27 protein-coding genes are annotated in these 24,320 nt (G+C 69.1%); 10 read left to right on the top strand and 17 right to left on the bottom strand.

Annotation, left to right across the window (positions count from 1 at the left end):
- Positions 1–35 precede the first annotated feature (35 nt).
- From OCH239_RS02000 to frr, 8 genes are all read right to left on the bottom strand, one after another.
- Positions 36–719 carry an OmpH/Skp family outer membrane protein gene (locus OCH239_RS02000; RefSeq protein ID WP_084782039.1) on the bottom strand — a complete coding sequence of 228 codons (684 nt, stop codon included), beginning with the start codon at positions 717–719 and terminating at the stop codon, positions 36–38.
- Positions 719–3,067: an outer membrane protein assembly factor BamA gene (gene bamA, locus OCH239_RS01995; RefSeq protein ID WP_084782036.1), complete on the bottom strand. Its 2,349-nt coding sequence runs from the start codon at positions 3,065–3,067 to the stop codon at positions 719–721. The genes OCH239_RS02000 and bamA overlap by 1 nt, the downstream gene beginning before the upstream one ends.
- A 126-nt stretch (positions 3,068–3,193) precedes the next feature.
- Positions 3,194–3,319, bottom strand: a complete 126-nt coding sequence (locus OCH239_RS23685) for a hypothetical protein (protein WP_280110270.1) — start codon at positions 3,317–3,319, stop codon at positions 3,194–3,196.
- A gap of 93 nt (positions 3,320–3,412) precedes the next feature.
- Complete coding sequence (rseP, locus tag OCH239_RS01990) at positions 3,413–4,753, bottom strand: RIP metalloprotease RseP (RefSeq protein WP_037257823.1); 1,341 nt, start codon at positions 4,751–4,753, stop codon at positions 3,413–3,415.
- Entirely contained in the window at positions 4,741–5,937 is a 1,197-nt protein-coding gene (gene dxr, locus OCH239_RS01985) for a 1-deoxy-D-xylulose-5-phosphate reductoisomerase (protein WP_037257820.1), read from the bottom strand. Before dxr ends, rseP begins: the two co-directional genes overlap by 13 nt.
- A complete protein-coding gene (locus tag OCH239_RS01980; protein WP_037257817.1) occupies positions 5,937–6,737 on the bottom strand; it encodes a phosphatidate cytidylyltransferase in 801 nt (266 codons plus the stop codon). Before OCH239_RS01980 ends, dxr begins: the two co-directional genes overlap by 1 nt.
- Positions 6,734–7,459, bottom strand: a complete 726-nt coding sequence (gene uppS / locus OCH239_RS01975) for a polyprenyl diphosphate synthase (RefSeq protein WP_037257814.1) — start codon at positions 7,457–7,459, stop codon at positions 6,734–6,736. The genes OCH239_RS01980 and uppS overlap by 4 nt, the downstream gene beginning before the upstream one ends.
- A gap of 36 nt (positions 7,460–7,495) precedes the next feature.
- Positions 7,496–8,056 (bottom strand): ribosome recycling factor, encoded by a 561-nt coding sequence (gene frr / locus OCH239_RS01970; protein ID WP_037257810.1) that lies wholly within the window; start codon positions 8,054–8,056, stop codon positions 7,496–7,498.
- Between the two features lie 289 nt (positions 8,057–8,345).
- On the opposite strand from frr, the gene miaA reads away from it, so the two are divergent.
- The 3 genes from miaA to OCH239_RS01955 are packed head-to-tail and all read left to right on the top strand — an operon-like array spanning position 8,346 to position 11,772.
- A complete protein-coding gene (miaA, locus tag OCH239_RS01965; RefSeq protein ID WP_037257807.1) occupies positions 8,346–9,233 on the top strand; it encodes a tRNA (adenosine(37)-N6)-dimethylallyltransferase MiaA in 888 nt (295 codons plus the stop codon).
- A gap of 2 nt (positions 9,234–9,235) precedes the next feature.
- Entirely contained in the window at positions 9,236–10,117 is an 882-nt protein-coding gene (locus tag OCH239_RS01960) for a helix-turn-helix domain-containing protein (RefSeq protein WP_051489155.1), read from the top strand.
- Positions 10,114–11,772, top strand: a complete 1,659-nt coding sequence (locus OCH239_RS01955; RefSeq protein ID WP_037257804.1) for an ABC transporter substrate-binding protein — start codon at positions 10,114–10,116, stop codon at positions 11,770–11,772. Before OCH239_RS01960 ends, OCH239_RS01955 begins: the two co-directional genes overlap by 4 nt.
- Positions 11,773–11,779: 7 nt before the next feature.
- Here OCH239_RS01955 and OCH239_RS01950 read toward each other — a convergent pair whose 3' ends face one another.
- Positions 11,780–12,385 (bottom strand): lytic transglycosylase domain-containing protein, encoded by a 606-nt coding sequence (locus tag OCH239_RS01950; protein ID WP_084782033.1) that lies wholly within the window; start codon positions 12,383–12,385, stop codon positions 11,780–11,782.
- Positions 12,386–12,631: 246 nt separating this feature from the next.
- Here OCH239_RS01950 and ssb point away from each other — a divergent pair, with 246 nt between their 5' ends.
- Both ssb and OCH239_RS01940 read left to right on the top strand, forming a co-directional pair.
- On the top strand, positions 12,632–13,159 hold the full coding sequence (gene ssb, locus OCH239_RS01945; RefSeq protein WP_037257801.1) for a single-stranded DNA-binding protein: 528 nt from the start codon (positions 12,632–12,634) through the stop codon (positions 13,157–13,159).
- 89 nt (positions 13,160–13,248) lie between these two features.
- Positions 13,249–14,316, top strand: coding sequence for a site-2 protease family protein (locus OCH239_RS01940; protein WP_037257798.1), 1,068 nt, complete (start codon positions 13,249–13,251; stop codon positions 14,314–14,316).
- On the opposite strand, the gene aroB is transcribed toward OCH239_RS01940, so the two are convergent.
- Positions 14,291–15,418, bottom strand: coding sequence for a 3-dehydroquinate synthase (aroB, locus tag OCH239_RS01935; RefSeq protein ID WP_037257794.1), 1,128 nt, complete (start codon positions 15,416–15,418; stop codon positions 14,291–14,293). The genes OCH239_RS01940 and aroB overlap by 26 nt on opposite strands.
- Positions 15,415–15,984, bottom strand: a complete 570-nt coding sequence (locus OCH239_RS01930) for a shikimate kinase (RefSeq protein WP_037257791.1) — start codon at positions 15,982–15,984, stop codon at positions 15,415–15,417. Before OCH239_RS01930 ends, aroB begins: the two co-directional genes overlap by 4 nt.
- Positions 15,985–16,085: 101 nt before the next feature.
- Between OCH239_RS01930 and OCH239_RS23260 the strand changes: the two genes are divergently transcribed.
- Genes OCH239_RS23260 through OCH239_RS01915 form a run of 4 tightly spaced genes read left to right on the top strand, consistent with a single transcriptional unit; the run spans position 16,086 to position 20,110 of the window.
- Positions 16,086–16,235: a hypothetical protein gene (locus OCH239_RS23260; RefSeq protein ID WP_169733007.1), complete on the top strand. Its 150-nt coding sequence runs from the start codon at positions 16,086–16,088 to the stop codon at positions 16,233–16,235.
- Between the two features lie 8 nt (positions 16,236–16,243).
- Positions 16,244–17,794 carry a hypothetical protein gene (locus OCH239_RS01925; RefSeq protein ID WP_244430285.1) on the top strand — a complete coding sequence of 517 codons (1,551 nt, stop codon included), beginning with the start codon at positions 16,244–16,246 and terminating at the stop codon, positions 17,792–17,794.
- Entirely contained in the window at positions 17,791–18,720 is a 930-nt protein-coding gene (locus OCH239_RS01920; RefSeq protein WP_037257788.1) for a site-specific tyrosine recombinase XerD, read from the top strand. The genes OCH239_RS01925 and OCH239_RS01920 overlap by 4 nt, the downstream gene beginning before the upstream one ends.
- A gap of 58 nt (positions 18,721–18,778) precedes the next feature.
- Positions 18,779–20,110, top strand: a complete 1,332-nt coding sequence (locus OCH239_RS01915; protein WP_037257780.1) for an HlyC/CorC family transporter — start codon at positions 18,779–18,781, stop codon at positions 20,108–20,110.
- Here OCH239_RS01915 and OCH239_RS01910 read toward each other — a convergent pair.
- The gene (locus OCH239_RS01910) at positions 20,052–21,197 is read right to left on the bottom strand and encodes a histidine kinase dimerization/phosphoacceptor domain -containing protein (protein ID WP_051489152.1); all 1,146 of its coding nucleotides are present in this window, start codon (positions 21,195–21,197) and stop codon (positions 20,052–20,054) included. The two genes, OCH239_RS01915 and OCH239_RS01910, sit on opposite strands and share 59 nt — an antisense overlap.
- Before the next feature lie 216 nt (positions 21,198–21,413).
- Here OCH239_RS01910 and OCH239_RS01905 point away from each other — a divergent pair, with 216 nt between their 5' ends.
- Entirely contained in the window at positions 21,414–22,040 is a 627-nt protein-coding gene (locus tag OCH239_RS01905) for a nucleotidyltransferase family protein (RefSeq protein ID WP_341871937.1), read from the top strand.
- Between the two features lie 173 nt (positions 22,041–22,213).
- Here the strand turns inward: OCH239_RS01905 and OCH239_RS01900 are convergent, their stop codons facing one another.
- From OCH239_RS01900 to OCH239_RS23810, 5 genes are read right to left on the bottom strand one after another with little or no spacing between them, the layout of a single operon-like run.
- On the bottom strand, positions 22,214–22,573 hold the full coding sequence (locus OCH239_RS01900) for a hypothetical protein (protein ID WP_037257777.1): 360 nt from the start codon (positions 22,571–22,573) through the stop codon (positions 22,214–22,216).
- Entirely contained in the window at positions 22,570–22,956 is a 387-nt protein-coding gene (locus OCH239_RS01895) for a response regulator (RefSeq protein WP_037257776.1), read from the bottom strand. The genes OCH239_RS01900 and OCH239_RS01895 overlap by 4 nt, the downstream gene beginning before the upstream one ends.
- A 1-nt stretch (position 22,957) precedes the next feature.
- Positions 22,958–23,851, bottom strand: coding sequence for a CheR family methyltransferase (locus tag OCH239_RS01890; protein ID WP_051489148.1), 894 nt, complete (start codon positions 23,849–23,851; stop codon positions 22,958–22,960).
- Positions 23,851–24,030 carry a chemotaxis protein CheW gene (locus OCH239_RS23815; RefSeq protein ID WP_341871936.1) on the bottom strand — a complete coding sequence of 60 codons (180 nt, stop codon included), beginning with the start codon at positions 24,028–24,030 and terminating at the stop codon, positions 23,851–23,853. Before OCH239_RS23815 ends, OCH239_RS01890 begins: the two co-directional genes overlap by 1 nt.
- Positions 24,027–24,320 (bottom strand): chemotaxis protein CheW, encoded by a 294-nt coding sequence (locus OCH239_RS23810; protein ID WP_341871935.1) that lies wholly within the window; start codon positions 24,318–24,320, stop codon positions 24,027–24,029. The genes OCH239_RS23815 and OCH239_RS23810 overlap by 4 nt, the downstream gene beginning before the upstream one ends.

The raw sequence follows: 24,320 nt of genomic DNA, 5'->3' as shown, positions 1-24,320 counted from the left end.
AGCCCTAGCAATGCCGGGCGCCGTGAACAAGCGCGCTACTCGGTGCCGGGGCTCTGCGGCAGGATCGGGACGCCCGGGTCCTCTGCGGAGGGCATGGCGTCCTCGTCCGCGGGGCCCGGGTCCGGAAGGGTGAGGTCGCTGCCGTCCCCGATCTCGGCATCGAGCTCGGCGATGGCGGCGTCGGTGATGTCGGCGCCATCCGCGCTGAGCAGGGTCTGGCGGCGCTCGACCAGCACCGCGCCGCCCGCGTCTTCCATGATCGACTGCAGGATCGGACGCGCGGCGGCGATGATCTGGCGCCGCGCCTGTTCGGTGCGCAAGCCGAATTCCTGCGCCTTCTGGTCCTGCCGGGCGCGCAGCTCCTGGACCTTGGCGTTGAAGGCGTCGGCGGCCTCGCGGAAGGCTTCGGGCTCCATCCCGTCGCGCCGCTCGGTCAGCTCCTCCTCCTCGCGGCGGAGCTCCTCGGCGATGCGCTCGCTCTCGGCGGCGATGGCGCGGCCCTCCTTCTCGATTTCGAGAAGGACGCGCTGACCATAGGCGCTTTCCTGAAGCAGGCGCTCGATCTCGACGGTGAGGATGGCGCCGGGCACGGCCCGGCCCACGGGCTCGCCGCCGGTGAGCGGAGGCATGGCCCCGCGCGTCGGCCCCTGCTGCTGGGCCGGCGCGAGGCCGGCCGCGAGACAGAGGACCGGCGCGAGGAGGTGCCGGGCGCGGATCATCAGAAGTCGGTCGAGATGGTGAACTCGAAGTTCTGAGCCTTGTCCTCGCTCTCCTTCTGGAGGGCCTCGGAGAAGTTGAAGCGCAGCGGGCCGAGGGGCGTCGTCCAGAAGAGCGAGACGCCGACGACCTGACGCAGCGCGCCGTCCTCGTAGAGAACGTTGTCGTTGGTCTCGTCGAGGCCCCAGAGGTTGCCGACGTCGTAGAAGACGCCGCCGGAGATGCCGTATTCCTCGGGCAGGCCGAGCGGGAACTCGGCCTCGAAACGCGCCACGGCGAAGTAGTTGCCGCCGAGCGCGTCATCGATGTCGCCGCCATCGTCGAATTCGCGCGGGCCGATGCCGCCCGGCTCGAAGCCGCGCATGCGGCTGGTGCCGAGGAAGTAGCGGTCGGTCACGCGGCTGCCGTCGCCCTGGTAGTTGAGCGCGCCCGCCTCGACGGTGGCGCGGAGCGTGACTTCCTCGTTGTAGACGAGGCGCTGCGCGGAGGCGCGGGCCGCGGTCTTGATGAATTGCTGGTCGCCCCCGAGGCCGCCGAAATCCTGGCTGAACTCGAGCAGCACGCCCGCGGTCGGGTCGAGCCCGGTGCGGCGGGTGTCGTAGCTGAGCGTGTAGCCGACGGAGCTTTCCACCTGTTCGCCGCGCGCCGCCTCGGAGCGGACGATCTGGCCGACCTCGCTCTCGTCGGGGATCGAGAGGTCGTTGTAGCGCGCGGTGTAGCGGACCTGCAGGTCGGCGTTCTCGGCGATCGGGAAGGTCAGCGAGGGCGAGAAGGTGCCGATCGCGGTGTTGTACTCGGAATTGTCGCGGTTGGTCTCGGCGTAGCTGAGATCGAGCCCGAAGGCGAGATCGCGGCCAAGGAGCGCCGGTTCGGTGAAGTTGAACGAGTAGCGCTGGTTGGAGACGCCGGTGGAGACCTGGAAGGCGAGCTGCTGGCCGCGGCCGAGGAAGTTGCGCTCGGAGAAACCGACCTGAATGCCGAAGCCGCTCGACGTCGAGTAGGAGCCGCCGAAGCTGATCGAGCCGGTGGGCTGCTCCTCGACATCGACGTCGACGATCACCTCCTGCGGGCTCGAGCCCTCGCGGGCATTGACCTCGGCATTGCGGAAGAAGCCGAGGGCGCGGATGCGCTCGGCGGTCTCGCGGATCTCGCGCGGGTTGAACGGATCGCCCTCGACGGTGTCGAACTGGCGGCGCACCACGCGGTCGAGCGTGGTGGTGTTGCCCTCGATGTCGATGCGCTCGACGAAGATGCGCTCGCCGCGGGTCAGCACGTAATTGACGTTGAGGCTGAGGTCGCGGTCGTTGCGGGTGATGCGCGGCTCGACCCGAATGAAGTCGAGCCCCTCGCGGATGGCGAGGCGTTCGAGCCGGGCGACGTCGCGTTCGACGAGGCTCGGCGAGTAGACGGTGCCGGGGCGCACGCGGACCGCCTCGCGGAAGAGCGGCGCGTTGACCTCGGGCAGGTCCGAGGAGACCGAGACGCCGCCGAAGCGGAATTGCTGGCCTTCCTCGACGTTGAAGGTGAGGAAATAGGCGTCGCGCTCCTCGCTGAGCTCGGCGTTGACGCCCGTGACGCGGAAATCGACGTAGCCGCGCGAGGCGTAGAAGTCGCTCAGCGCCTGGCGGTCGAAGTTGATGCGTTCCTCGATGAACGTGTCGGACGCGATGATCGCGCGCAGGAAGCCGGCCTGCTTGGTCTGGATCGCCCGGCGCAGGCGCCGGTCGGAATACTGGCTGTTGCCGGCGAAGCCGATGCGCTCGACCTCGGCGACGCCGCCCTCGAAGACCTCGAAGACGAGGTCGACGCGGTTGTCGGAGCGGCGGATGACCCGCGGCTGGACGCGGGCGGCGACCCGGCCCTGCTGGACATAAGCGTCGGCGATGGCGTCGGCGTCGGCCTCGGCCTGGCTCGGGGAATAGACCCGGCGGGACTGGGTCTGGACCTGCGGCAGGAGCGCGTCGTCGTCGATGGCGCGGTTGCCCTCGATGGAGATCTGGTTGACCGTCGGGAATTCGACCACGCGGATGAGCAGCGTGCCGCCCTGCGGGACGATCTCGACCTCCTCGAAGAGGCCCGAGCCCTGGATGCGCTGGTAGGCTTCGTTGAGCTCGGCCGCGTTCACCGTCTGGCCGCGCGCGATCCCGGCGTAGCTGAGGATCGTGCCGGGTTCGACCCGGCGGTTGCCCTCGATCGCGACGTCGGTGAAGGTGTAGCTCTGCGCGAAGGCGGGGCTCGGCAGCGAGACCGGAACCGCCGAGAGCGCGAGCGCCAGCGCCGCCGCGCCGGAAGCCAGTTTCAGATGCGCGAGCCTGTTGCCCGTGCGGCGAGCGTTATTGTTCTCGATCATGCCGCCTGTCCCGTCGATATCCCTCAATTGAGTTCAGTATCGGGACTTCCGGACCTTGTCAAAACACCAAAAGACAGGGTTTTCAGACGTGTTTCCCGGGCCGCACAGAGGCGCCCGGATCGGCGCTCAGCCGGCGAGGATCGTGGCGCCGATCGCGAGGGCCCCGGCGATGACGGCCACCGTCAGCATTCCGTCGATGCCGAGGCGGCAGATCGCGCGCAATCCGCGATATCCCCCCAAGATCACCTGCATGTCTGTCCCCGTGTCCGGCCCCGCATCCACGCGGAAGATTGCTCCGCGAAGGCGGCCGAAACCGGACGGTGGGGCGGCGCTTTCGTGGCGCCGTCAGGGGCAGAAGATGTCGTTGGTGAGCGCGAAGACCATGAGGCCGAGAACCAGCGTCAGGCCGAGCGACATCAGGACCCGCAGCGCCTTGTCGGAGGGCGGGCGGCCCGAGACCGCCTCGTAGGCGTAGAAAACGAGGTGGCCGCCGTCGAGGACCGGAACCGGGAAGAGGTTCAGAAGGCCGACCGCGGTCGAGAGGACGGCGATGAACCAGATGAAGCTCTGCGTGCCCTGGCTCGCCATCGCGCCGCTCGTCTCGGCGATGCCGATGGGGCCCGAGAGGTTGCAGGTGGAGATGGCGCCGGTGATCATGTGCCAGAGGCCCGAGATCGAGCCGCGCATGATCTCTCCGGTCTGCGCGACGCCGGCGCCGAAGGCCTCGAACGGGCCCGGGGTGACGGTGGCGGGCTGGAAGAACATGCCGCCCGCGACGCCGATGCGGTAGACGGTGCGGAAGGAGCCGCCGGGCTGCGGCTCGTCCACGCGGCGCGGCTCGAGCGTGAGGTCGAGCGTCTCGCCCTCGCGCCAGACGGTCAGGTCGAGCGGCGCGCCCTCGGAGCTTTCGACGATCTCGCGCAGCTCGTCGAAGGCGACGATCCCCTGCCCGTTCACCGCCTGGATGACGTCGCCACTTTCGAGCCCGGCATCGGACGCCGCGGAGAGCGGAAGGACCTCGGTGGCGAGCGGAAGCTGCACGTAGGGTCCCTGCACGATTTCTTCGGAGCCGTTCCTCCGCACGGTATAGTCGAGCGTCTCCTCGACCGGGAGCGCGTCGAGAAATTCGCCGAAGCGGCCGCTCTCGAAGGGCGGCACATCCTCGCCCTCGATGGCGACGAGCTCGTCGCCGATGCGCAGCTCCTGCGTCATCGGCAGCTCGTAGAGATCGCCGACGGCGAGCGGTTCGGCGGTGGTGCCGCGCAGCATGAAGATGCCGGTGAAGACGATGATCGAGAGCGCGAAGTTGAAGAGCGGTCCGGCGGCGACGGTGGCGGCGCGGGCCCAGAGGGGCGCGCCGGTCATGGTGCTGCGCCGCTCGTCGGCCGAGAGGCCGCGCAGGGCGTCCTCGTCGGCGCCGCCCGAGGGATTCGCGTCGCCCTTGAATTTGACGTAGCCGCCGAGGGGGAAGAGCGCGAATTGCCATTGCGTGCCCCGCCTGTCGGTGCGCTTCAGCAGGACGGGTCCGAAGCCGAGGCTGAAGACCTCGGCGTGGATGCCGGACCAGCGGCCGACGATGTAATGACCGTATTCATGGATCGCGACGATGATCGAGAGCGCGACGACGAAGGCCAGAAGCGTCCAGAGGAATCCGCCGAACTGCGGCAGCCACGTCACGATGTCCAAAGATCCGCTCCCTGATGTCCTATGATCTCGTCCGCAGCTTTCCGTGCGAGATGGTCTGCTTGCATGACCGTATCAAGGTCGATCACGGCGTCATTAAGTCCCACTTCGGCCGACAGCCTGTCGAGCGTCTCGGCCACCACATCGGTCATCTGCAGGAAGCCGATCCGGCGCGCGATGAAGGCGTCGAGCGCGCGCTCCTTTGCGGCATTGAAGATGGCGCCCGAAAGCCCGCCCGCTACCATGACCTCGCGGGCGAGGCGCAGGGCGGGCCAGCGGGTCTCGTCCGCGGGCCGGAAGGTCAGCTGGCCGATGGCGGCGAGGTCGAGGCGCTGCACGGGCAGCGGCTTGCGGTGCGGGTGGTGCAGCGCGAAGCCGATGGCATGGCGCATGTCGGGCGGGCCCACATGGGCCATGAGCGCGCCGTCGGTGAAGCCGACGAGGGCGTGAATCAGGCTCTCGGGATGAACGACGGTCTCGATCCGGTCCGGCGCGATCCTGAAGAACTCTTTCGTTTCAATGAGCTCCAGCGCCTTGTTGAACATCGACGCGCTGTCGATGGTGATGCGCTGGCCCATGTCCCAGTTGGGATGGGTGGCGGCCTCTTCGGGAGTCGCGGTGGCCAGCTTCTCGAGCGGCCAGTCGCGGAAGGCGCCGCCCGAGGCGGTGATGATGACCCGCTCGACGGCCGAGATGTCCTCGCCGAGGAGCGCCTGGAAGACGGCGGAATGCTCGCTGTCGACGGGCAGGATGGTGCCGCCGTGCCGCTTGGCCGCCGCGAGCATCAGCGGGCCGGCGCAGACCATGCTTTCCTTGTTGGCGAGCGCGAGCGTCGCGCCGGTCTCGAGCGCTTTCAGCCCCGGCGCGAGCCCCGCGGCGCCGACGATGGCGGACATGACCCAGTCGGCGGGGCGGGAGGCGGCCTCGATCATCGCGGCGTCGCCCGAGGCGGCCTCGACGCCGCTTCCGGCGAGCGCGGCGCGGAGGGCGGGCAGTTCCTCGTCGTGGCAGGTGACGGCGATTTCGGCGCCGAGTTCGGCCGCGTCGGCGGCGAGACGGCCGACATTGCGCCCGCCGGTCAGCGCGACGACCTCGTAGGCGTGCGGGTCGCGGCGGATCAGGTCGATGGTGTTCTGCCCGATCGATCCCGTTGCGCCGAAGATGGATACGCGCCGCGTCGCGGACACTAGAAGACCCCCGGGATGCCCGGCGGGAAGCCGACGAGCTGGCCGGCGATGAGCACGAAGACCGAGGCGCCGAGCATGCCGTCGAACCGGTCGAAGAGGCCGCCATGGCCGGGGATCAGGGTCGAGCTGTCCTTGACCCCTGCCCGGCGCTTGATGGCGCTTTCGGCGATGTCGCCGATCTGGCTCGCCATCGAGGCCGAGAGCGACAGGCCGAGGATGGCGGCGTCGGCGCGGGTGAAGGCCATGAAGCAGGCCCCGACCAGAAGCGCGGCCACCCAGCCTCCGACCGCGCCGGCCCAAGTCTTCTTGGGACTGACGCGGGGCCAGAGGAGTTTTCCGCCGATGATGCGTCCGCAGAAATATCCAGCGATATCAGTGGTTACGACGACGAGGATCACCCAGATCAGCCATTCGATGCCGTAGCGGTCGCGCAGCACGATGAGGCCGAACCCGGCGAGCAGGATGAGCACCGCGAAGCTTGCGTAGGTCACGCCGCCCCGCTCCATCTGGCCGAGGCCGAGCATGGAGGGCGCGACGACGAGCGGAAGCGCGAAGGCCGGCGGCACCTCGGAGGCGATGAGCATGGCGATGCCGGCGGTGAGGCCGAGCACGTAAGGCGAGCGGTCGCGCTTGGCGTCGAGCATCGACACCAGTTCCCAGACCATGACGCCGCAGATCAGCGCCACGAGGGCATGGAAGACGATGCCGCCGGCCCATACGCCGGCGATGCCGATCCCCACCATGAGCGCCGCGGAGAGGAAGCGTTCGCCCAGATCGTCCCACTTCGACTTGATGCTCATGCCGGGACGGCGCCGAACCGCCGTTCGCGGCCCCCGAAACCGGCCGTCAGCTGCGCGAATTCCTCGGCGCAGAAATCGGGCCAGAGCGTGTCGACGAATTCGTATTCGGCATAGGCCGACTGCCAGAGCAGGAAGTTCGAGATCCGCGCCTCGCCGCTGGTGCGGATCACGAGGTCGGGATCGGGAAGCAGGCAGGTGTCGAGATAGCGCGGGAGCGTCTCCTCGCCGATATCGGCGGGTTCGAGACGGCCGGCGGCGACATCTTCGGCCAGGCGCTTGGTGGCGCGGGCGACCTCGTCGCGGCCGCCGTAATTGAGCGCGATGGTGAGGTTCACGCCGGTACAATGCGCGGTCATCTTCTCGAGCTCGTCCATCAGCAGACGCAGTTTGTCGTCGAGCTTGTGGCGGTCGCCGATGAAGCGCACGCGCACGTTCTCGGCCCGCAGGCTGCGCGCCTCCTTGGTGATGTAGCGGCGGAAGAGGCTCATCAGGCCGGCGACCTCGGACTGGGTGCGTTTCCAGTTCTCGGTCGAGAAGGCGAAGATCGTGAGGTATTTCACGCCCGCATCGGGACACGCCTCGACGATCTCGCGCACGCGGCGCGCGCCGGCCTGGTGACCGAAGAGACGCGGACGGCCGCGGCCCTGCGCCCAGCGACCGTTGCCGTCCATGATGATCGCCACGTGGCGCGGGCCGCCGCACTCGCCGATCGGTTTGGCCATAGAGTGCCTCCTTCGCGCCCGAGCCGGGCGACAGGTTCAGACCTGCATGATCTCTTCTTGCTTGGTCTCGAGCGCCTTGTCGACCTTCGAGATATACGTGTCGGTCAAGGTCTGGACCTCGTTCTCCCAGAACTTCTGGTCGTCTTCCGACATGTTGTCCTTGTTCCGCTTCAGCGTCTGCATGCCGTCCTGGCGGACATTGCGGATCGCCACGCGGGCGCCTTCGGCGTATTGGCCGGCGACCTTGCCGAGCTCGCGGCGGCGCTCCTCGTTGAGCTCAGGGATCGGCAGCATGATGATCGTGCCGTTCATCTGCGGGTTGATCCCGAGGCCGCTGTCGCGGATCGCCTTCTCGACCTTGTTGACGAGGCTCTTGTCCCAGACGTTGATCGTGACCATCCGCGGCTCGGGCACGTTCACCGTGCCGACCTGGTTGATCGGGGTCATCTGTCCGTAGGCCTCGACCTGCACCGGCTCGAGCATCGAGGAGGACGCCCGGCCCGTGCGGAGCGACGCGAACTCCGTCCGCAGGTTGCTCATGGCGCCTTCCATGCGGCGCTCGAGGTCGTCGGTGTCGAGTTCGAAGTCGTCTGCCATCTTGTCTCTGTCGTCCTTTGCCGGGCCGCGCCCTTGTCGCGGGGACCATATCGCGGGGCGGCCGGGATTGTATAGGGTGCCCCCGGAACGGGCAACCGAAGCGGAGCATCGGCGACACGCGGCGCATACGGGAGACCCCGTGTTGCACCACCGCCCGGCGGCAGTCTAGATTCCCCCCACTGATGTATGAAAAACCGTGCGGGGACAATGCCGGGTTGCGGCGGGGTTCGGATGCTCGGCCGAAGACTGCAGAACAGCGGACCGACCTGCCCGCGCGCAAAGGAGCCCGATGCTCGACCTCGACACGATTGCGCCCGATCTGCCGGTGCTGATCGCCGGCCCGACGGCCAGCGGCAAGTCCGGGCTCGCGCTGCGGATCGCCGAGGCGCAGGGCGGGGTCGTGGTCAATGCGGACGCGATCCAGGTCTTCAGCGACTGGCGGGTACTGACCGCGCGGCCCTCGGTGGCCGAGGAAGCGCGCGCGCCCCATGCGCTTTACGGCCATGTCCCGGGCGACACGCCCTATTCGGTCGGACGCTGGCTGCGCGATCTGGAGCCGATCCTCGCAGGGTCCGAGCGGCCGATCATCGTCGGCGGTACGGGCCTCTATTTCAGCGCGCTGACCGAGGGGCTTGCGGAGATCCCCGAGACGGATCCCGCAACCCGCGCGGAGGCAGACGCGCGGATCGCCGCCGGAGAACGCGAGGCGATGCTCGCGGAGCTCGACGGGCAGACGCGGGCGCGGATCGATCCGCTCAACCCGATGCGCGTGCAGCGCGCCTGGGAGGTGCAGCACATGACCGGGCGGGGTCTTGCGTCGTGGCAGGACGCAACGCCGCCGCCCCGGCTGCCGCTGGCGGATGCGCAGGCCTTCGTCATCGACGCGCCGAAGGACTGGCTCGACGGGCGGATCGAGCGGCGCTTCGCGGCCATGCTCGCGGAGGGCGCGCTCGACGAGGCCCGCGCCAATGCGGCGGGATTCTCCGAGACGCTGCCCTCGGCCAAGGCGATCGGGGCCTCGGAACTCGTCGCACACGTGAGGGGAGAAATGCCCCTCGACGCCGCCGCCTCGCGCGCGGTAACGCTAACGCGTCAATTCGCGAAACGTCAGCGCACCTGGTTCCGCTCCAGAATGCGCCAATGGCACACCCTCAGCCCGGCCGAGGAGGCCGCCTGATCATGACCGGACCAGCCTTTCTGAAGACACCCTCGCGAATCCACGAGGCCGTCCCCGACGCGCGCTCGATTCGGTGCCAGCCGTTCGTGCAGGTCACCGGCGGCGAGCCGTGGCGCATGGAGCGGCTGCACGACCGCAACGACGATCTGCTGCTCTGGGTGACGCGCGGTCAGGGGCGGATCGTCATCAACGGGGTGCGGCGCGGCCTCGGGACCAACAACGCGGTGTTCCTCCCGGCAGGCACGCTGATGTCGGTCGAGCTCGGCTCGCAGGGCTTCGCGCAGGTGATCCAGGCGCCGAAGGGGCTGACGGACCGGCTGCCCTCCGAGCCGCTGCACCTGCGGCCGCGGGACGCGATGGCGCAGGCCGAGCTCACCGCCGAGATCGAGGCGATGCAGCGCGAGATCCGCGGCGGGCGGGCCTTCGTGCAGGACGCGCTCGCGGCGCATCTGACGCTGGTCGCGGTCTGGCTCGAGCGGCAGAAGACCGACGGGATCGTCGATGCCCCGCGCGAGACCGAGGCCGAGAGGCTGGTGCGGCGGTATTCGAGGCTCCTGGTCGAACATTTCCGGTCGAACCTCATGCTTGCCGATTACGCGCAGATGCTCGACGTCACGCCGACGCATCTGACGCGCACCGCCAAGGCCGCCTGCGGATTGACGGCCTCTGAGATGCTGATGGACCGGGTGATCCACGAGGCGCGCTCGCGGCTGACCGATCCCGAACCGCCCATCGGCGAGGTCGCGGAGGCGCTCGGCTTCAACAGCGCGGCCTATTTCTCGCGCTTCATCGAGGCTCATACCGGGGCCGCGCCCTCGGCGCTGCGGGCCCGCGCGACGGGGCGCGCGCCTCAGACCTCGGCCGTCGCGGGCCGCCGCGCGTGAGGCCGCGCGGCCGCGTGCACCCCGCCCTGCCCGGTCTGGCCCGCGAGGTCCGCGCCGGAGAGCTGTCGCGCCGCGAGTTCCTGACGCGGGCGACGGCGCTTGGCGTGTCGGTCTCGGCGGCCTATGCGGCCGGCTTTCTGCCGGCGGCCGCGCAGGAGACCTCTGCCCGCCGGTCCGGCGGCACGCTGCGCATCCAGCAGGACGTGCGTCCGCTCAAGGATCCGCGCACCTTCGACTGGCCGGAGATCGCCAATGTCGCGCGCGGCTGGCTCGAGTATCTCGTCGAATACCAGGCGGACGGCACGCTGCGGGGCATGCTGCTCTCGGACTGGCAGGTCAACGAGGATGCGAGCGAGTATGTCCTCGTGCCGCGCGAGGGGGTGACGTGGAACGACGGGACGGCCTTCGGAGCGGAGGACGTCGCGCGGATGTTCGATTACTGGTGCGACGGCAGCGTCGAGGGCAACGTGATGGCGGCAAGCCTGTCGTCGCTGAAGGATCCCGAGACCAACCGGCTCGCCGAGGATGCGGTGACCATCGAGGAGGGGGCCGTGCGGCTGAGGCTGCGCCGGCCCGACGCGACGCTGATGGTCTCGCTCGCCGACTACCCGGCGGCGGTGGTGCCGGCGGAGTTCGACCCGGAGACCATGCTGGAGGCGCCCAAGGGCACCGGTCCCTATGTGCCCGAGAGCCTGACGCCCGGCGAGGCGGCGGTGCTGGTGCGCGCCGAGGGGCACGTCTGGTGGGGCGAGGATCTGCCCGGATGGGGGCCCGCGACGCTCGACCGGATCGAGTTCGTCGATCTCGGGACCGATCCCGCCACCTGGGTCCGGGCGATCGAGGACGACCGCATCGACATGCTCTACGAGAACGTGGGGCGGTTCATCGAGGAGGCCGAGGCGCTCGGCTGGACGCATTCGGAAGTCACGACCGCGGCGACGGTGGTGCTGCGCGGCAACCAGACGGCCGAAGTGAACGGCAGGACGCCCTATGCCGATCGCGACGTTCGGGCCGCGCTGGCACTCGCCGTCGACAACGCGGTGTGCCTCGAGCTCGGCTATGACGGTTTCGGCGAGGTGGCGGCAAACCACCACGTCGCGCCGATCCAGCCCGATTATGCCGATATCGGCCCGTCGGATTTCGATCCCGTGCAGGCCCGCGCGACGCTGATCAAGGCAGGTCTGCAGGATTTCGAGCACGAGATCATCACGCTGGACGACGGTGTGACGCGCCGCACCGGCGCGGCGATCGAGGCGCTGCTGCTCGATGCGGGGATCAGGGCGACGCATACCGCCCTGCCCGGCTCGCGTTTCTGGTCGGAATGGAAGAGCTTTCCGCTCTCGATCACGGAATGGTACCACCGGCCGCTCGGGGTGCAGATCATGGCGCTCGCCTATCGCTCGGGCGCGGTCTGGAACGAGACGGGCTATGCCAATCCCGATTTCGACGCGGCGCTCGACCGGGCGCTGACCATCGCGGATGCCGAAGAGCGCGTCGCGGTCATGGTGGAGCTCGAGACGATGCTGCGCGAGGATGCGGTGATCGTGCAGCCCTACTGGCGGTCGCTGGTGCGGCACTACCGCCCCGAGGTGGTCGGCGCGGAGATGCATCCGAGCTTTGCGATCCACCTCTACGCGCTGGGGCTCGCGGAGTGACGGGACCTCACTGGCCCCAGATCACCTTTACGTAGTTCATGGTCTCTGCATAGGGCGGCACGCCGCCGTATTTCTGCACCGCGCCCGGGCCGGCGTTGTAGGCCGCGAGGGCGAGACGCCAGGACTGGAACTCGACATATTGCGCCTTGAGGTAGCGCGCGCCGCCCTCGAGATTCTGCGCGGGATCGTGCGGATCGACGCGGAGCGCGCGGGCGGTGGCGGGCATGAGCTGCGCGAGGCCGAGGGCGCCCTTGTGCGAGCGCGCCCGCGGGTTCCAGCCCGATTCCTGCTGCACGAGGCGCAGGAAGAGATCCTCGGGGATGCCGTGCCGGCGCGCGGCCTGACGGGCGACGGGCAGAAGCTCGCCCTTGTAGCGGCCCGCATAGGCCGGGGCGGTGCCGGCGTCGCCCCATTTCGTGGGCGTCTCGACCCGCGGCGGCTGGAGCCGGACCGAATTGTTGTATTGCTGGGCCGCGCGGCTGTCGAGGACCCGGGTCTGGGAGGAGAAGAGCCGCGCCCGCCCCGACGAGGAGAGCACTTCGGCATAGGCGGTCAGCGGCAGCAGCGTGCATAATCCCGCCACCGCGCAGATGAGGCGCATCGATCTGGTCATGGTCCCTCGCTGTCGGTCGATTTTTTGGGCACTTTAGACGAGGGACGGCGCTCCGCCCAGCCCCCGTGTCGATCACGATTTTCGCGGTTCAGGGCTTTAGTAATGGGTTCGTGCCCAAGTTGCGCGGCGGCAAGTCGGGTCGGTCACCTGTTCCGGAGGCCGGGGTGAAAGTGTAGAAGCGACGGAACGATGCCGCGGCCTTCGGGAATCGGCGCGGCGAACAGGTACGACAGGAAGAGAGGTCACATGGCCGGATCGGTGAACAAGGTCATTCTCATCGGCAATCTCGGGCGGGACCCCGAGACGCGCACGTTCCAGAACGGCGGCAAGGTCTGCAACCTGCGGATCGCGACCTCGGAATCCTGGAAGGACCGCAATACCGGCGAGCGCCGGGAGAAGACCGAGTGGCACTCGGTCGCGATCTTCTCGGAGCCGCTCGCGCGGGTCGCCGAGCAATATCTCAAGAAGGGCTCGAAGGTCTATATCGAGGGCCAGCTCGAGACCCGCAAGTGGCAGGACCAGAACGGCCAGGACCGCTATTCGACCGAGGTCGTGCTGCGCCCCTACCGCTCGGAGCTGACCATGCTCGACGGCCGTGACGGCCCCTCGGGCGGCGGCAACTTCGGCGGCGGCGGTGGCGGCGGCTACCCGGACGATTACGAGGGTGGCAATGGCGGCGGCTACGGCGGCGGCGGCGACCGCGATTACGGCGGCGGCGGATCGGGGCCCTCGCGGGCGCCGTCGCGCGACATCGACGACGAGATCCCGTTCTGAGGCACGGCCCGGCGCGACACCCCGCCCCTCCCCGGGGCGGGGTTGCAGCCTTATGTGGATGAGAGACGTCCCTCATCTCCGGTTGCGCCATGTCCTGGTCCTTTCCCATCGGTCGCCTGCTCGGATCCGAGCTGCGCGTCCACGCCACCTTCTTCCTGCTGCTCGCGTGGATCGCGGCGAGCGCCTGGGTCAGCGCGGGCCCCGAGGCGGCGCTACTCAACACGGCCTTCATCCTCGCGCTCTTTGCCTGCGTCGTGGCGCACGAGTTCGGCCACGCGCTGACGGCGCGGCGCTACGGCATCCGCACTCCCGACATCACGCTGCTGCCGATCGGCGGCCTCGCGCGGCTCGAGCGGATGCCCGAGAAGCCGTGGCAGGAGATCAAGGTCGCGCTCGCGGGCCCGGCGGTGAACGTGGTGATCGCGGGGCTCCTGATCCTCTTCGGCGCGCGGCTCGACATGGCGGCACTGACGGCGGTCGACGGCACCGCCGCGGGCTTTGCCGGACGGCTCGCCGCGGTGAACATCTGGCTCGTGGTCTTCAACCTGATCCCGGCCTTCCCGATGGACGGCGGGCGGGTGCTGCGGGCGGGGCTCGCGCTCTTCATGGGGCGGGTGAAGGCGACCAAGCGGGCGGCGCTCGTCGGCCAGGTCATCGCCTTCGGCCTCGGGTTCCTCGGGCTCTTCAGCGGCAACATCCTGCTCGTGCTCGTCGCGACCTTCGTCTTCCTCGCGGCGAGCGCGGAGAATTCCGAGGTCTCGCAGCGCTCGGTCGCCGAGGGGCTGTCGGCGCGGGACGCGATGATCACCGAGTTCGAGCGGCTCGCGCCCGAGGACACGCTCGCGACCGCCGGACAGGCGCTGATCCGCACGACGCAGCACGAGTTCCCGGTGCTCGCGCCGGACGGAACGCTGGCGGGGTTCCTCACGCGCGATGCGCTCTTCCGGGCGATGGCCGAGGGCGAGCGGACGCGGCCCGTGGGCGAGATCATGCGGCGCGACATCCCGAGCGTCGCGCTCGCGGCGCCCCTGCCCTCGATCCTCGACGCACTCGGCAGCAGACCGGCGGTCGCGGTGACGGACGGCGCGGGGCGCGTCCTCGGCTACATCACGCGCGAGAACGTGGGCGAGCTCATGATGCTGCGGCGCGGTCGCTGAGCGCCTCGACGAGGAGCGCCCGCACGGCGTCCGGGGGCACGTCGGAGGTAACGAACGCATCGCCGATGCCGCGGGCGAGGATGAAGTGCAGCCTGCCGTCCATCATCTTCTTGTCCTGCGCCATGAGGGACAGCAGCGCGTCCGCGTCCGGCAGATCGCCCGGGATGTCCGACAGGCGCGCCTTCATGCCCATGGCGGAGAGGTGCGCGGCGACGCGGCTCGGATCCTCCTGCGGGCAGAGGCCGAGCCGGGCCGAGAGCGCGATGGCAAGCGCGCAGCCGATGCCGACGCCTTCGCCGTGAAGGAGCCGGTCCGAGTAGCCGGTCGCCGCCTCGAGCGCGTGGCAGAAGGTGTGGCCGAGATTGAGGAGCGCGCGGTCGCCCTGCTCGGTCTCGTCGCGCACGACGATCTCGGCCTTCATCTCGACCGAGCGGCGGACGGCGCGGGCGCGGGCGGCGGCGTCTCCGGCGGCAAGGCGCGGGCCGTTCTCCTCGAGCCAGCCGAAGAAGTCCGCGTCGCCGAGGAGGCCGTATTTCATCACCTCGCCATAGCCGGCGCGGAAGTCGCGGGGCGTGAGCGTGTCGAGCGCGGCGGTGTCGGCGAGGACCCGGGCGGGCTGGTGGAAGGCGCCGACGAGGTTCTTGCCGTGGGCGGTGTTGATGCCGGTCTTGCCGCCGACGGAGCTGTCGACCTGCGCGAGGAGCGAGGTCGGCACCTGCACGAAGCGCACGCCGCGGCGCAGGATCGCGGCGGCGAAGCCGACGAGGTCGCCGATGACGCCGCCGCCGAGGGCGATCACGACGTCGCGGCGCTCGATCCGCCGGTCGAGAAGCCAGCCCACGCACGCCTCGAGCTGCGTCCAGCTCTTGGTGCCCTCGCCCGGCGGCAGGATCAGCGCCTCGTGCGCGATCCCTTCGGCGTCGAGGCCGGCCTGAAGCGCGCCGAGATGCGCGGCGGCGACGTTCTCGTCGGTCACGATGGCGACGCGGGGGCGCGCGAGAAGGTCCGCGATCTCGGCGCCGGCCCGCGGGATGAGACCCGGCCCGATTCGGACGTCGTAGGCGCGGCTCCCGAGGGCGACATGCACGGTTTGGGTCGTCATTCGGGGGTCTCCAGCACGTCGGGGCGGGCTTTCAGCGCGTCGATCACGCGGCGGGCGGTCTGGTCGATCGAGAAGCCGGTCTCGCTGCGCACGGTGACGTCGGCGAGCGCGTAGGTCGGATCGCGCGCCTCGACGAGGCCCGCGAGCGTGCCGTAGGGATCGGCCGTCCTGAGAAGCGGCCGCGTCGCCTTCTGCTTCACCCGGGCCCAGAGCGTGTCGAGATCGGCCTTGAGCCAGACCGAGACGCCGAGCCGCGCGACGAGCGCGCGGTTGTCCTCCTGCATAAAGGCGCCGCCGCCGGTCGAGAGCACCATCGGCGGGCCGGCGAGCAGCCGGGCGATCACCTGCGCCTCCTTGACGCGGAAGAAGGGCTCGCCGTCGCGGGCGAAGATCTCGGCGATGGTCATGTTCGCGGCAGTCTCGATCTCGTGGTCCGAATCGAGGAACGGCACGTGGAGATGGCCCGCAACCGCGCGGCCCACCGCGGTCTTGCCTGCGCCCATCATTCCGACCATGACCACCGGCTTTTTCAGCCGCAGATCGGGAATTGCCACTCTCTCGGCCATCACGTGCCCAAATTTCGAATTTCCCGGCTGAATGACGTGAACTCGCCCGGAATGCCAGTTATAAGTGCAAAAAAATGCCGAGGCGAGGGACGGGCAAGAGCATGGGAATTATCCTGAAATGGCTGTTATATCTGCTGGCGCTGTGTGTGGTGCTGCTGGTCGTCTACGCTTATGTGGGACCTTTCTTCGGCGCCGACTTCACGCCGCCGCAGACCGAGGTGCGCGAACCGGTGGATCTCGAGGTCGACTGAGTCCTGGCATGATCGGCGCCCCCTTTCTGATCGCGATGACGGTCGCGGCCTCTCCGCTTCTGGCGCAGGAGCCGCTGTCGGCGATCGACTGGCTCGGGCGCGAGGGCGCGGCCCCGGCGATCGCGCCTCCCGCGACCGGCTCGCGGGCGATCCTGCCCCCTCGCGAAGAGCCGCCCGTGGCGATCGATGCGCGCGCTCCGACCGTCGCCGAGGGGCCGATCGGAGAGACCGAGCCTGCAGCGGCGGGGCTCCTGCCGATGTCGATGACGGGGCTGCCGCGCTCGCTCTGGTCGCGGTCGGATCCCGAGCGGCTGACGCGGCTGATCGCGGAGGTGGACCCGGCGGTGCCGGCGCTGTCCGCGCTTCTCAACACGTTGATGCTGGCCGAGGCGGATCCGCCGGAGGGCAGCCGCGACTTTCTGGCGACGCGGGTGCGGCGGCTCGTGGAGGTCGGCGCGCTGGATGCGGCGTCGGCGCTGCTCGACCGCGCGGGCCCGGCCGAACGGCCGCTTTTCGAGACGTGGTTCGACGTCGCGCTGCTGACGGGGCGGGCGGACGACCCCTGCAAGGCGCTGGACGAGAACCCGAGACTGACCGAAAAAGTCGCGCCGCGTGTCTTTTGTGCCGCACGGAACGGCGACTGGCCGCGGGCGGCGCTGGCCTTCGAGACGGGGCGCGCGCTCGGCGATCTGACGGGGCGCGATGCGGATCTGCTGGAGCGGTTCCTTTCGCCCGAGGCCGCCGAGGAGTTGCCGTCGCTGCCGCCGCCGCTCTCGCCGACACCGCTGCAATTCGTGCTCTATTCGGCGGTCGGAGAGCCGCTGCCGACGACCGCCCTGCCCCGCGCCTATGCCACGTCGCACCTGTCGGGCGATTTCGGATGGAAGGCGCAGATCGAGGCGGTGGAGCGGCTGGTCCGGGCGGGCGCGGTGTCCGAGAACCGGTTCCTCGGCATCTACACCGAGCAGGAGCCCGCCGCGTCGGGCGGGGTCTGGGACCGGGTCGCGGCGCTGCAGGATTTCGAGGCCGCGCTCGCCGCCGGAGAGACCGCTGAGATCGAGGAGACGTTGCGCGCTGTCTGGCCGCTGATGCTGTCGAACGATCTTGCGGTGCCCTTCGCGCGGCTCTTCGGCCAGGAGCTCGCCGAGCTGGACCTCGAGGGCCGTGCCGGTCGGATCGCGGCCGAGGCGGCGCTCCTGTCGGACGGCTACGAGGATGCGGCGCGCGAGATCGAGGCCGAGGGCGGCGTTCTCGGCTTTCTGTCGGCCATCGCGCGGGGCGAGGCTCCGCAGGCCACGCCGAGCGTGCCGCATGCCCAACCCATCGCGCAGGCCTTCGCGGAGAACGCCGCGCCGCCCGACGATCTGGCGGAGATGGCGCGCTCGGGCCGGCTCGGCGAGGCGATCCTGCGGGCGATGACCCTCTTCGGGTCGGGCGCGGCGGGCAACGCGGGCGATCTGACCGATGCGCTGGCGACGTTCCGGGCGCTCGGCCTCGAGGATACGGCGCGGCGCGCGGCGCTGCAGCTCGCGATCCTGACCGAGGAGCCGCTCCGGTGAGCGACGCGCGCTGGATCTCGGCCTTTCTCGAGGCGCAGGTCGCGGAGCGCGGATCGGCGACGAACACGCTCCTCGCCTATGGACGGGACCTGCGGGATTTCTCCGGCTGGCTCTCGGGACGGGGCCGGAGCCTCGCCGGGGCGGAGCGCGCCGACGTGGAGGATTATCTCGTCCATTGCGACGCGCAGGGCTTCGCCAAGTCGACGCGGGCGCGGCGGCTGTCGGCCATCAAGCAGATCTACCGCTTCGCCTTCGAGGAAGGGTTCCGCGGGGACAATCCGGCGATCCAGATCTCGGGACCGGGGCGCGACCGGCGGCTGCCGAAGACGCTGAGCCTCGAGGAGGTGGACCGGCTGATCGCGGCGGCCGAGGCGACCGGGCGGACCGAGGCGGACCGGCTGCGCAACGGCTGCCTCATGCATGTGCTCTACGCGACGGGAATGCGGGTGTCGGAGCTCGTGACCCTGCCGCTCTCGGCGGCGCGGGGCGATCCGCGAATGCTGCTGATCCGGGGCAAGGGCGGCAAGGAGCGCATGGTGCCGCTGAGCCCGCCCGCCCGCGAGGCGCTGGCGACGTGGCTCGCCCATCGCGAGCGACAGGAGGCCGAGGCGAAGGCCGACGGCCGGCCCGCCTCCCCGCATCTCTTCGCCTCGCGTGGCAAGACCGGGCACCTCACCCGGCACGGCTTCTACGCGCTGCTGAAAGACGTGGCGGTCAATGCCGGCGTCTCGCCCGCCAAGGTGACGCCGCACACGCTGCGCCACGCCTTCGCGACGCACCTTCTCGAGAACGGGGCCGACCTGCGCGCGATCCAGACCTTCCTCGGGCATGCGGATGTCGGCACGACCGAGATCTACACACATGTGATCGAGGCGCGCCTGCGCGAGCTGGTGCTCGATCACCATCCGCTCGCGCGGGACACTTGAACGCGCGCGCGCCTCAGCACATAACCAGCTAACCGCAACAACACCCCCCAAGGATTATATGGACGCCGCAGCCCTCGACGCAGCCTTCTGGATCACGTCGCTCGCCATCATCGCCCTCCTCGTGCTGTCGGGCTTCTTCTCGGGATCCGAGACGGCCCTGACCGCCGCCTCCCGCGGCAAGCTGCGCGCCGCCACCGACAAGGGATCGAAGGGTGCCGAACGGGCGCTCAAGATCACCGAGGACAACGAAAGCCTGATCGGGTCAGTCCTGCTCGGCAACAACCTCGTCAACATCCTTGCCACGTCGCTCGCGACCGCGCTCTTCACCCGGCTCTTCGGCGAGTCGGGTGTGGCGATCGCGACGCTGATCATGACGCTGCTGGTTCTGGTCTTCTCCGAGGTGCTGCCCAAGACCTACGCGATCACCAATCCCGAGAGCGCGGCGACGCGGGTCGCGCCGGTGATCCAGGTCGTGATCCTCGTCTTCGCGCCGGTCGTCGGCGCGGTCCGGGCATTCGTCCGCCTGGTGCTGCGGCTCTTCGGGGTCGAAACCGATCCCGACAGCCAGATCCTCGCGGTGCGCGAGGAGATCGCGGGCGCGCTCAATCTCGGCCATTCCGAGGGCGTGGTCGAGAAGGAGGACCGCGACCGCATCCTCGGCGCGCTCGATCTCGGCGAGCGGACCGTCGAGGAGGTCATGCTCCACCGCTCGGGCATCGAGATGATCAACGCCGACGCCGAGCCTTCCGAGATCCTGCAGCAATGCCTCCAGAGCAGCCACACGCGGCTGCCGGTCTACAAGGACGATCCCGAGAACATCGTGGGGCTCGTGCACGCCAAGGACCTGTTGCGGGCGATGTACAAGCTGATGGAGGGCGCCGAGAGCAGCCTCGAGGCGCTCAAGAGCTTCAAGATCGCGGATATCGCGATGCCGCCCTATTTCGTGCCGGACACCACCTCGCTCGACGACCAGATGCGGCAATTCCTGCGGCGGCGCACCCATTTCGCGCTGGTGGTCGACGAATACGGGGCGCTGCAGGGGCTGATCACGCTCGAGGACATCCTCGAGGAAATCGTGGGCGAGATCACCGACGAGTTCGACCCCGATGCCGATCACACGATCAGCGTCGCCGAGGACGGGCATTACTGGATCGACGGGCAGATGACGATCCGCGACTTCAACCGCGCGACCGACTACCAATTGCCGGACGACGAGGCGAACACGGTGGCGGGGCTCGTGATCCACGAGGCGCAGATGATTCCCACGGTGGGACAGGCCTTCAGCTTCCACGGCTTCCGGTTCGAGGTCGTCGGCCGCGACAACAACCGCCTCACTCGGCTGAAAATAAGACCTCTCGAGGCCCCGCTTCAGCGCTCCCCGGAGTCGTGACGAGGCTGAGGCGGTAGCCGTCCGGGCCGGCTCCGAGTTCGAGCTGGCCGCCGATCTGCTCGGCGGCGCTCTCCATCAGGCGCATGCCGATCGAGGACATCTCGCTTCCCTCGCTGCGCAGCGTCTCGGCCTGGTCGCCGATGCCGTCGTCCTCGCAGACGAGGTGGATCGCATCCTCCGCATCCTTCTGGAGCGAGATCGTGACCGTGCCCTTGCGGCCGTCCGGGAAGGCGTGCTTGCTCGAATTGGCGGCGAACTCGCTCGCGATCATGGCGAGCGTCGCGGCCTTGCGGCTGTCGACGCGCACCGGCGCGAAGTTGGTGCGGATGCGGACATTGCGTCCGATCGAGCCACGCATCAGCTCGCAGACCCGGGTGAGATACGTGTCGAGCCGGATCATGTCGAACTCCGAGGTCTGGTAGAGCTCGGTGTGAAGCTGGGCGATGGCGTTGACCCGCCGCGAGATCGCCTGCAGCGCATCGCGGGTCTCGTCCTGCTTGGCGCGCGCGGTGTAGAGCCGGATGAAAGACGCCACGGTCTGCAGCGAGTTCTTGACCCGGTGGTCGATCTCGTCGCGCAGGATCGCCTCGTTGCGCAGCGCCCGGCGCAGGTCGAGCTGCCGCATCACCTGCCGCGCCATGGTCGTCAGCGCCTCGCGCTGGACCTCGTTGAGCTCGCGCGGCTGGGTGTCGATGACGCAGAGCGAGCCCAGCGCGTATCCCGACCGCGAGATCAGCGGGGCGCCGGCGTAGAACCGGATCGGCGTCTCCCCTTCGGTGCAGAGCGGGTTGTCGCGGGTGCGCGCGTCTTCTTGGGTGTCGCGGATCTCGAGCACGTCCTCCTGGAGGATCGTATGCGCGCAGATCGCCATGTCGATCGAGGTCTGCACCGGCTCGAAGCCGGCCCGGGACTTGAACCATTGACGGTCCGCATCCACGAGCGAGATCAGGGCCACGGGCACGTCGCAGATGTGCTTCACGAGCGCGGTGACCTCGTCGAAGCTGTCCTCGGCTCCGGTGTCGAGGATGCCGTAGCTCTCGAGTTCCTCGAGACGCTCGGCCTGGTTGTCTGGGGTCGCTGCGCGCATGGATGTTCCGGTCGTGGGTCGGTCAGTGTGTCGGAGTGTCTCGGGAGTCGGCTCGCCCGGCGGTCGGAGCACGTAACTGCGACGCCAGGGGTGATGATAACATGTCAAGGACAGGGGTTCTCAGGAAAAAGGCCCTCATGTCAATATCGTTGGCCAATCAAGTCGGTTTCGGCAGGGTCCTCCGCGGATCGGAGGCGACGTGTCGCTCATGAGGGGATGATGGGCAAACAAGCGCGCGTGGCGCGGATTTCAATACTTATTCTCGCCGCGGGCTTCGGAAAACGCATGCGGGGAGCGGACAAGCTGCTGATGGAGGTCGGCGGGGTTCCGCTGCTGCGCCGTCAAGCGGAGGAGGCCCTCGCCGCGTGCCGCGATGTCGTGGTGACCCTGCCGGCCGGCGCGGGTGCCCGCGTGGCGGCGCTCGAGGGGCTCTCGGTCACGCGCGTTGCCGTTGCGGATGCCGGCGAGGGCATGGCGGCCTCGATCCGGGCGGGCATCGGCGCCTTACCCGAAGACGCGGTGGCGGTGATGATCGTGCCGGGTGACATGCCCGAGCTCGGCAGGCGCGAATTCGAGACCCTGTGCGGCGCCTTCGATCCTGCGGAGCCTTGCGTGATCCGGGGAACGGATGCGGGCGGAGCGCCGGGTCATCCTGTCCTCTTCCCCCGCCGCGATTTTGCCGCCTTGCGCGCGATTGAGGGGGACAGGGGCGCCCGCGAGGTTCTGGCCTCGGCCCCGTGCGTCGTTGGCGTCGCCCTGCCCGGCCGCGCCGCCCTCACCGATCTCGACACTCCAGAGGCCTGGGCGTCGTGGCGCGAAGGCCGCGAGGGTGGCGGGTCCTGAGCGCCCGGCGGAATGCGTCCGCCTCATGCGCGCCACCGGGCACCGCTCACCATACGCGCCGCGTTGCCGAAGGACGCCGTCCGCATTGCGGAGGACCGCCCGGCGCCCTCCGGTCCCGTCTCTGCCGCGCTCTGCTGGACCGTTCCGGCGCCGATGCGGCCGTCATCGCACGCTCAGAAGAAATCGACCTCGCCGCTTGCTGCCGCGCCCTCGACGCTGGAGCCGCCGACCAGCGCGATCGTCAGGTCCCGCAGCCGGACCTGGCCGATGGCGTTTTCGAGATCGAGCACGGGGGCTTCCCGGATTTCAACGGCAAGCCCCTCGAAGAGCAGGCCGAGCTCGCCGAGCGTCTGCAAGAGCCGATCGAGGTTCTGAAGCGCGGCCGAGACCGGCGGCATCGCCTCGTTCCGTTCCTGCAGCGCACCGCTGATCCATCCCTCGAGCTTCAGCCCGTCCTGCTCGAGCTGGCGCATCTCGCCGGCGAGACGGCGAAACAGCAGGTCGAGCGGGACCCGGGTCTCGCTGCGGCTCAAAGCGGCCCCACCACCGATTGCAGGCAGGTCTTCATCTGCGGCACGTCGAAGGGCTTGGTGATGAAGTTGTTGAGGCCGAGCTTCTGTCCCGTGGTCAGGATCTCCTTGTCGAGCTTGCCGCTGACGAGGATGAAGCCGATGCGGCTCGTGGACTTGTTGCGGCGCAACGCCTCGAGCAGTTGCAGGCCGTTCAGCCCCGGCATGTTGTAGTCCGAGATGACCAGGTGCACGGGCTTGGCCGCGATCTTCTGCAGCGCGGACTGGCCGTCCTTGGTGAAGTCGATGTGCTGGATGCCGATCTGTTCGAGCGCCATCAGGATGAGGCTGCGCGAGGTGCTCATGTCGTCGACCACCATGACCGAAAGCGAATCCTTGAGTGACATGTCAATCTGTCCTGCAGTCTGAGGAGGCGCGCGCCGATCCGACGCGTCGAAAGGTCGTCTTGTCGCAAAGTTCCAGCCGGTCGCGGAATTCGGGCCCGAGACGCTCGGAATGGCCGATGAAGAGCACGCCTTCGGGGCCAAGCACGGATTCCAGCCCCGCCCAGACGCGCGCCTGCATGTCCTCGGCCATGTAGATCGCCACGTTGCGGCAGAAGATCGCATCGAAGGGTCCGCTCAGCGGCCACGGCTCGACGAAATTGAGGTAGCGGAACGTCACGAGGTCCCGCACCGGCTTGGCAATTCGCACGTAGTCGGCATCGGGATCGGGCTCGAGCAAGATCGGCGCGATGTGCTCGGGAATGCCCGAGAGCCCGGCATTGCGGTACCGCCCGCCCTCGGCCACCGTCAGGACCTCTCTGCTAATGTCCGTCGCGAGCACGCGCACGTCGCAGCGTCCTGCGTCGGGCAGTGCCTGCAGCACGGTCGCGGCGATCGAGTAGGCCTCTTCGCCGGTGGAACATCCCGCCGACCAGAACCGCAGGCGCTTTCCCCGGCGCGCCGCCTCTCCGAGCCGCGGCATCAGTTCGGTCGCGAGATACTCGAAATGCTGCCCCTCCCGGAAGAACCGCGTCGTATGCGTCGTCAGCGACGTGATCATCCGGTAGCGCTCTTCGGCCTGGTCCGCACGCCGCACCAGCGCGATGTAATCGCCGAAGCGCGAAAGGCCGAGGCGCCGGAGGTGCTTGCTCTGACGCGAGAAGACCAGCGGCCGGTTCTCCTCCCCGAGGCTGATCCCGGAATGCTCGTGCAGCATGCCGGCGATGGAGCGGAAATCCGCATCCGTGAACTCCGTCTCCGCCGACTTCATCCGCGTCGCCCCCGACATCTCGGTCATCAGGCGTCCTCGGGCAGTTGGATGCGGGGGAGGACGGCGGCGATGTTGAGGATGCGCAGCATGCGATCGTCGCTGGCGATCACGCCTTCGATGAAGCCCTGGGTGGCATCGTCACCCACCTTCGGCGGCGCCTGGATCTCGCTCGGCGAGACGCCGAGGATGTCCGACACCGCGCTCACGAGGAATCCGACGGTCTGCTCTCCGAGCACGCGATGATGATGACGTGGCGCTGGGTCGGCTCGAGCGGCGTGAGCCCGAGCCGTGACGCCAGATCGACGATCGGCACCACCGCCCCGCGCAGGTTGATGACACCCAGGATGAACGAAGGCGCGTGCGGCAGCATGGTCACGTTCGTCCAGCCGCGGATTTCCCGGACAAGCATGATGTCCATGCAGAAATCCTGATCCCCGATCGCGAAGGACACCAGTTCGCGGGCGCTTCTGCCGGTCGTCTCGTCGGTCGTCGACAT

It is taken from the genome of Roseivivax halodurans JCM 10272 (assembly GCF_000521785.1).
Lineage (GTDB): Bacteria > Pseudomonadota > Alphaproteobacteria > Rhodobacterales > Rhodobacteraceae > Roseivivax > Roseivivax halodurans.
This window is presented reverse-complemented; position numbering and strand designations above follow the sequence as displayed.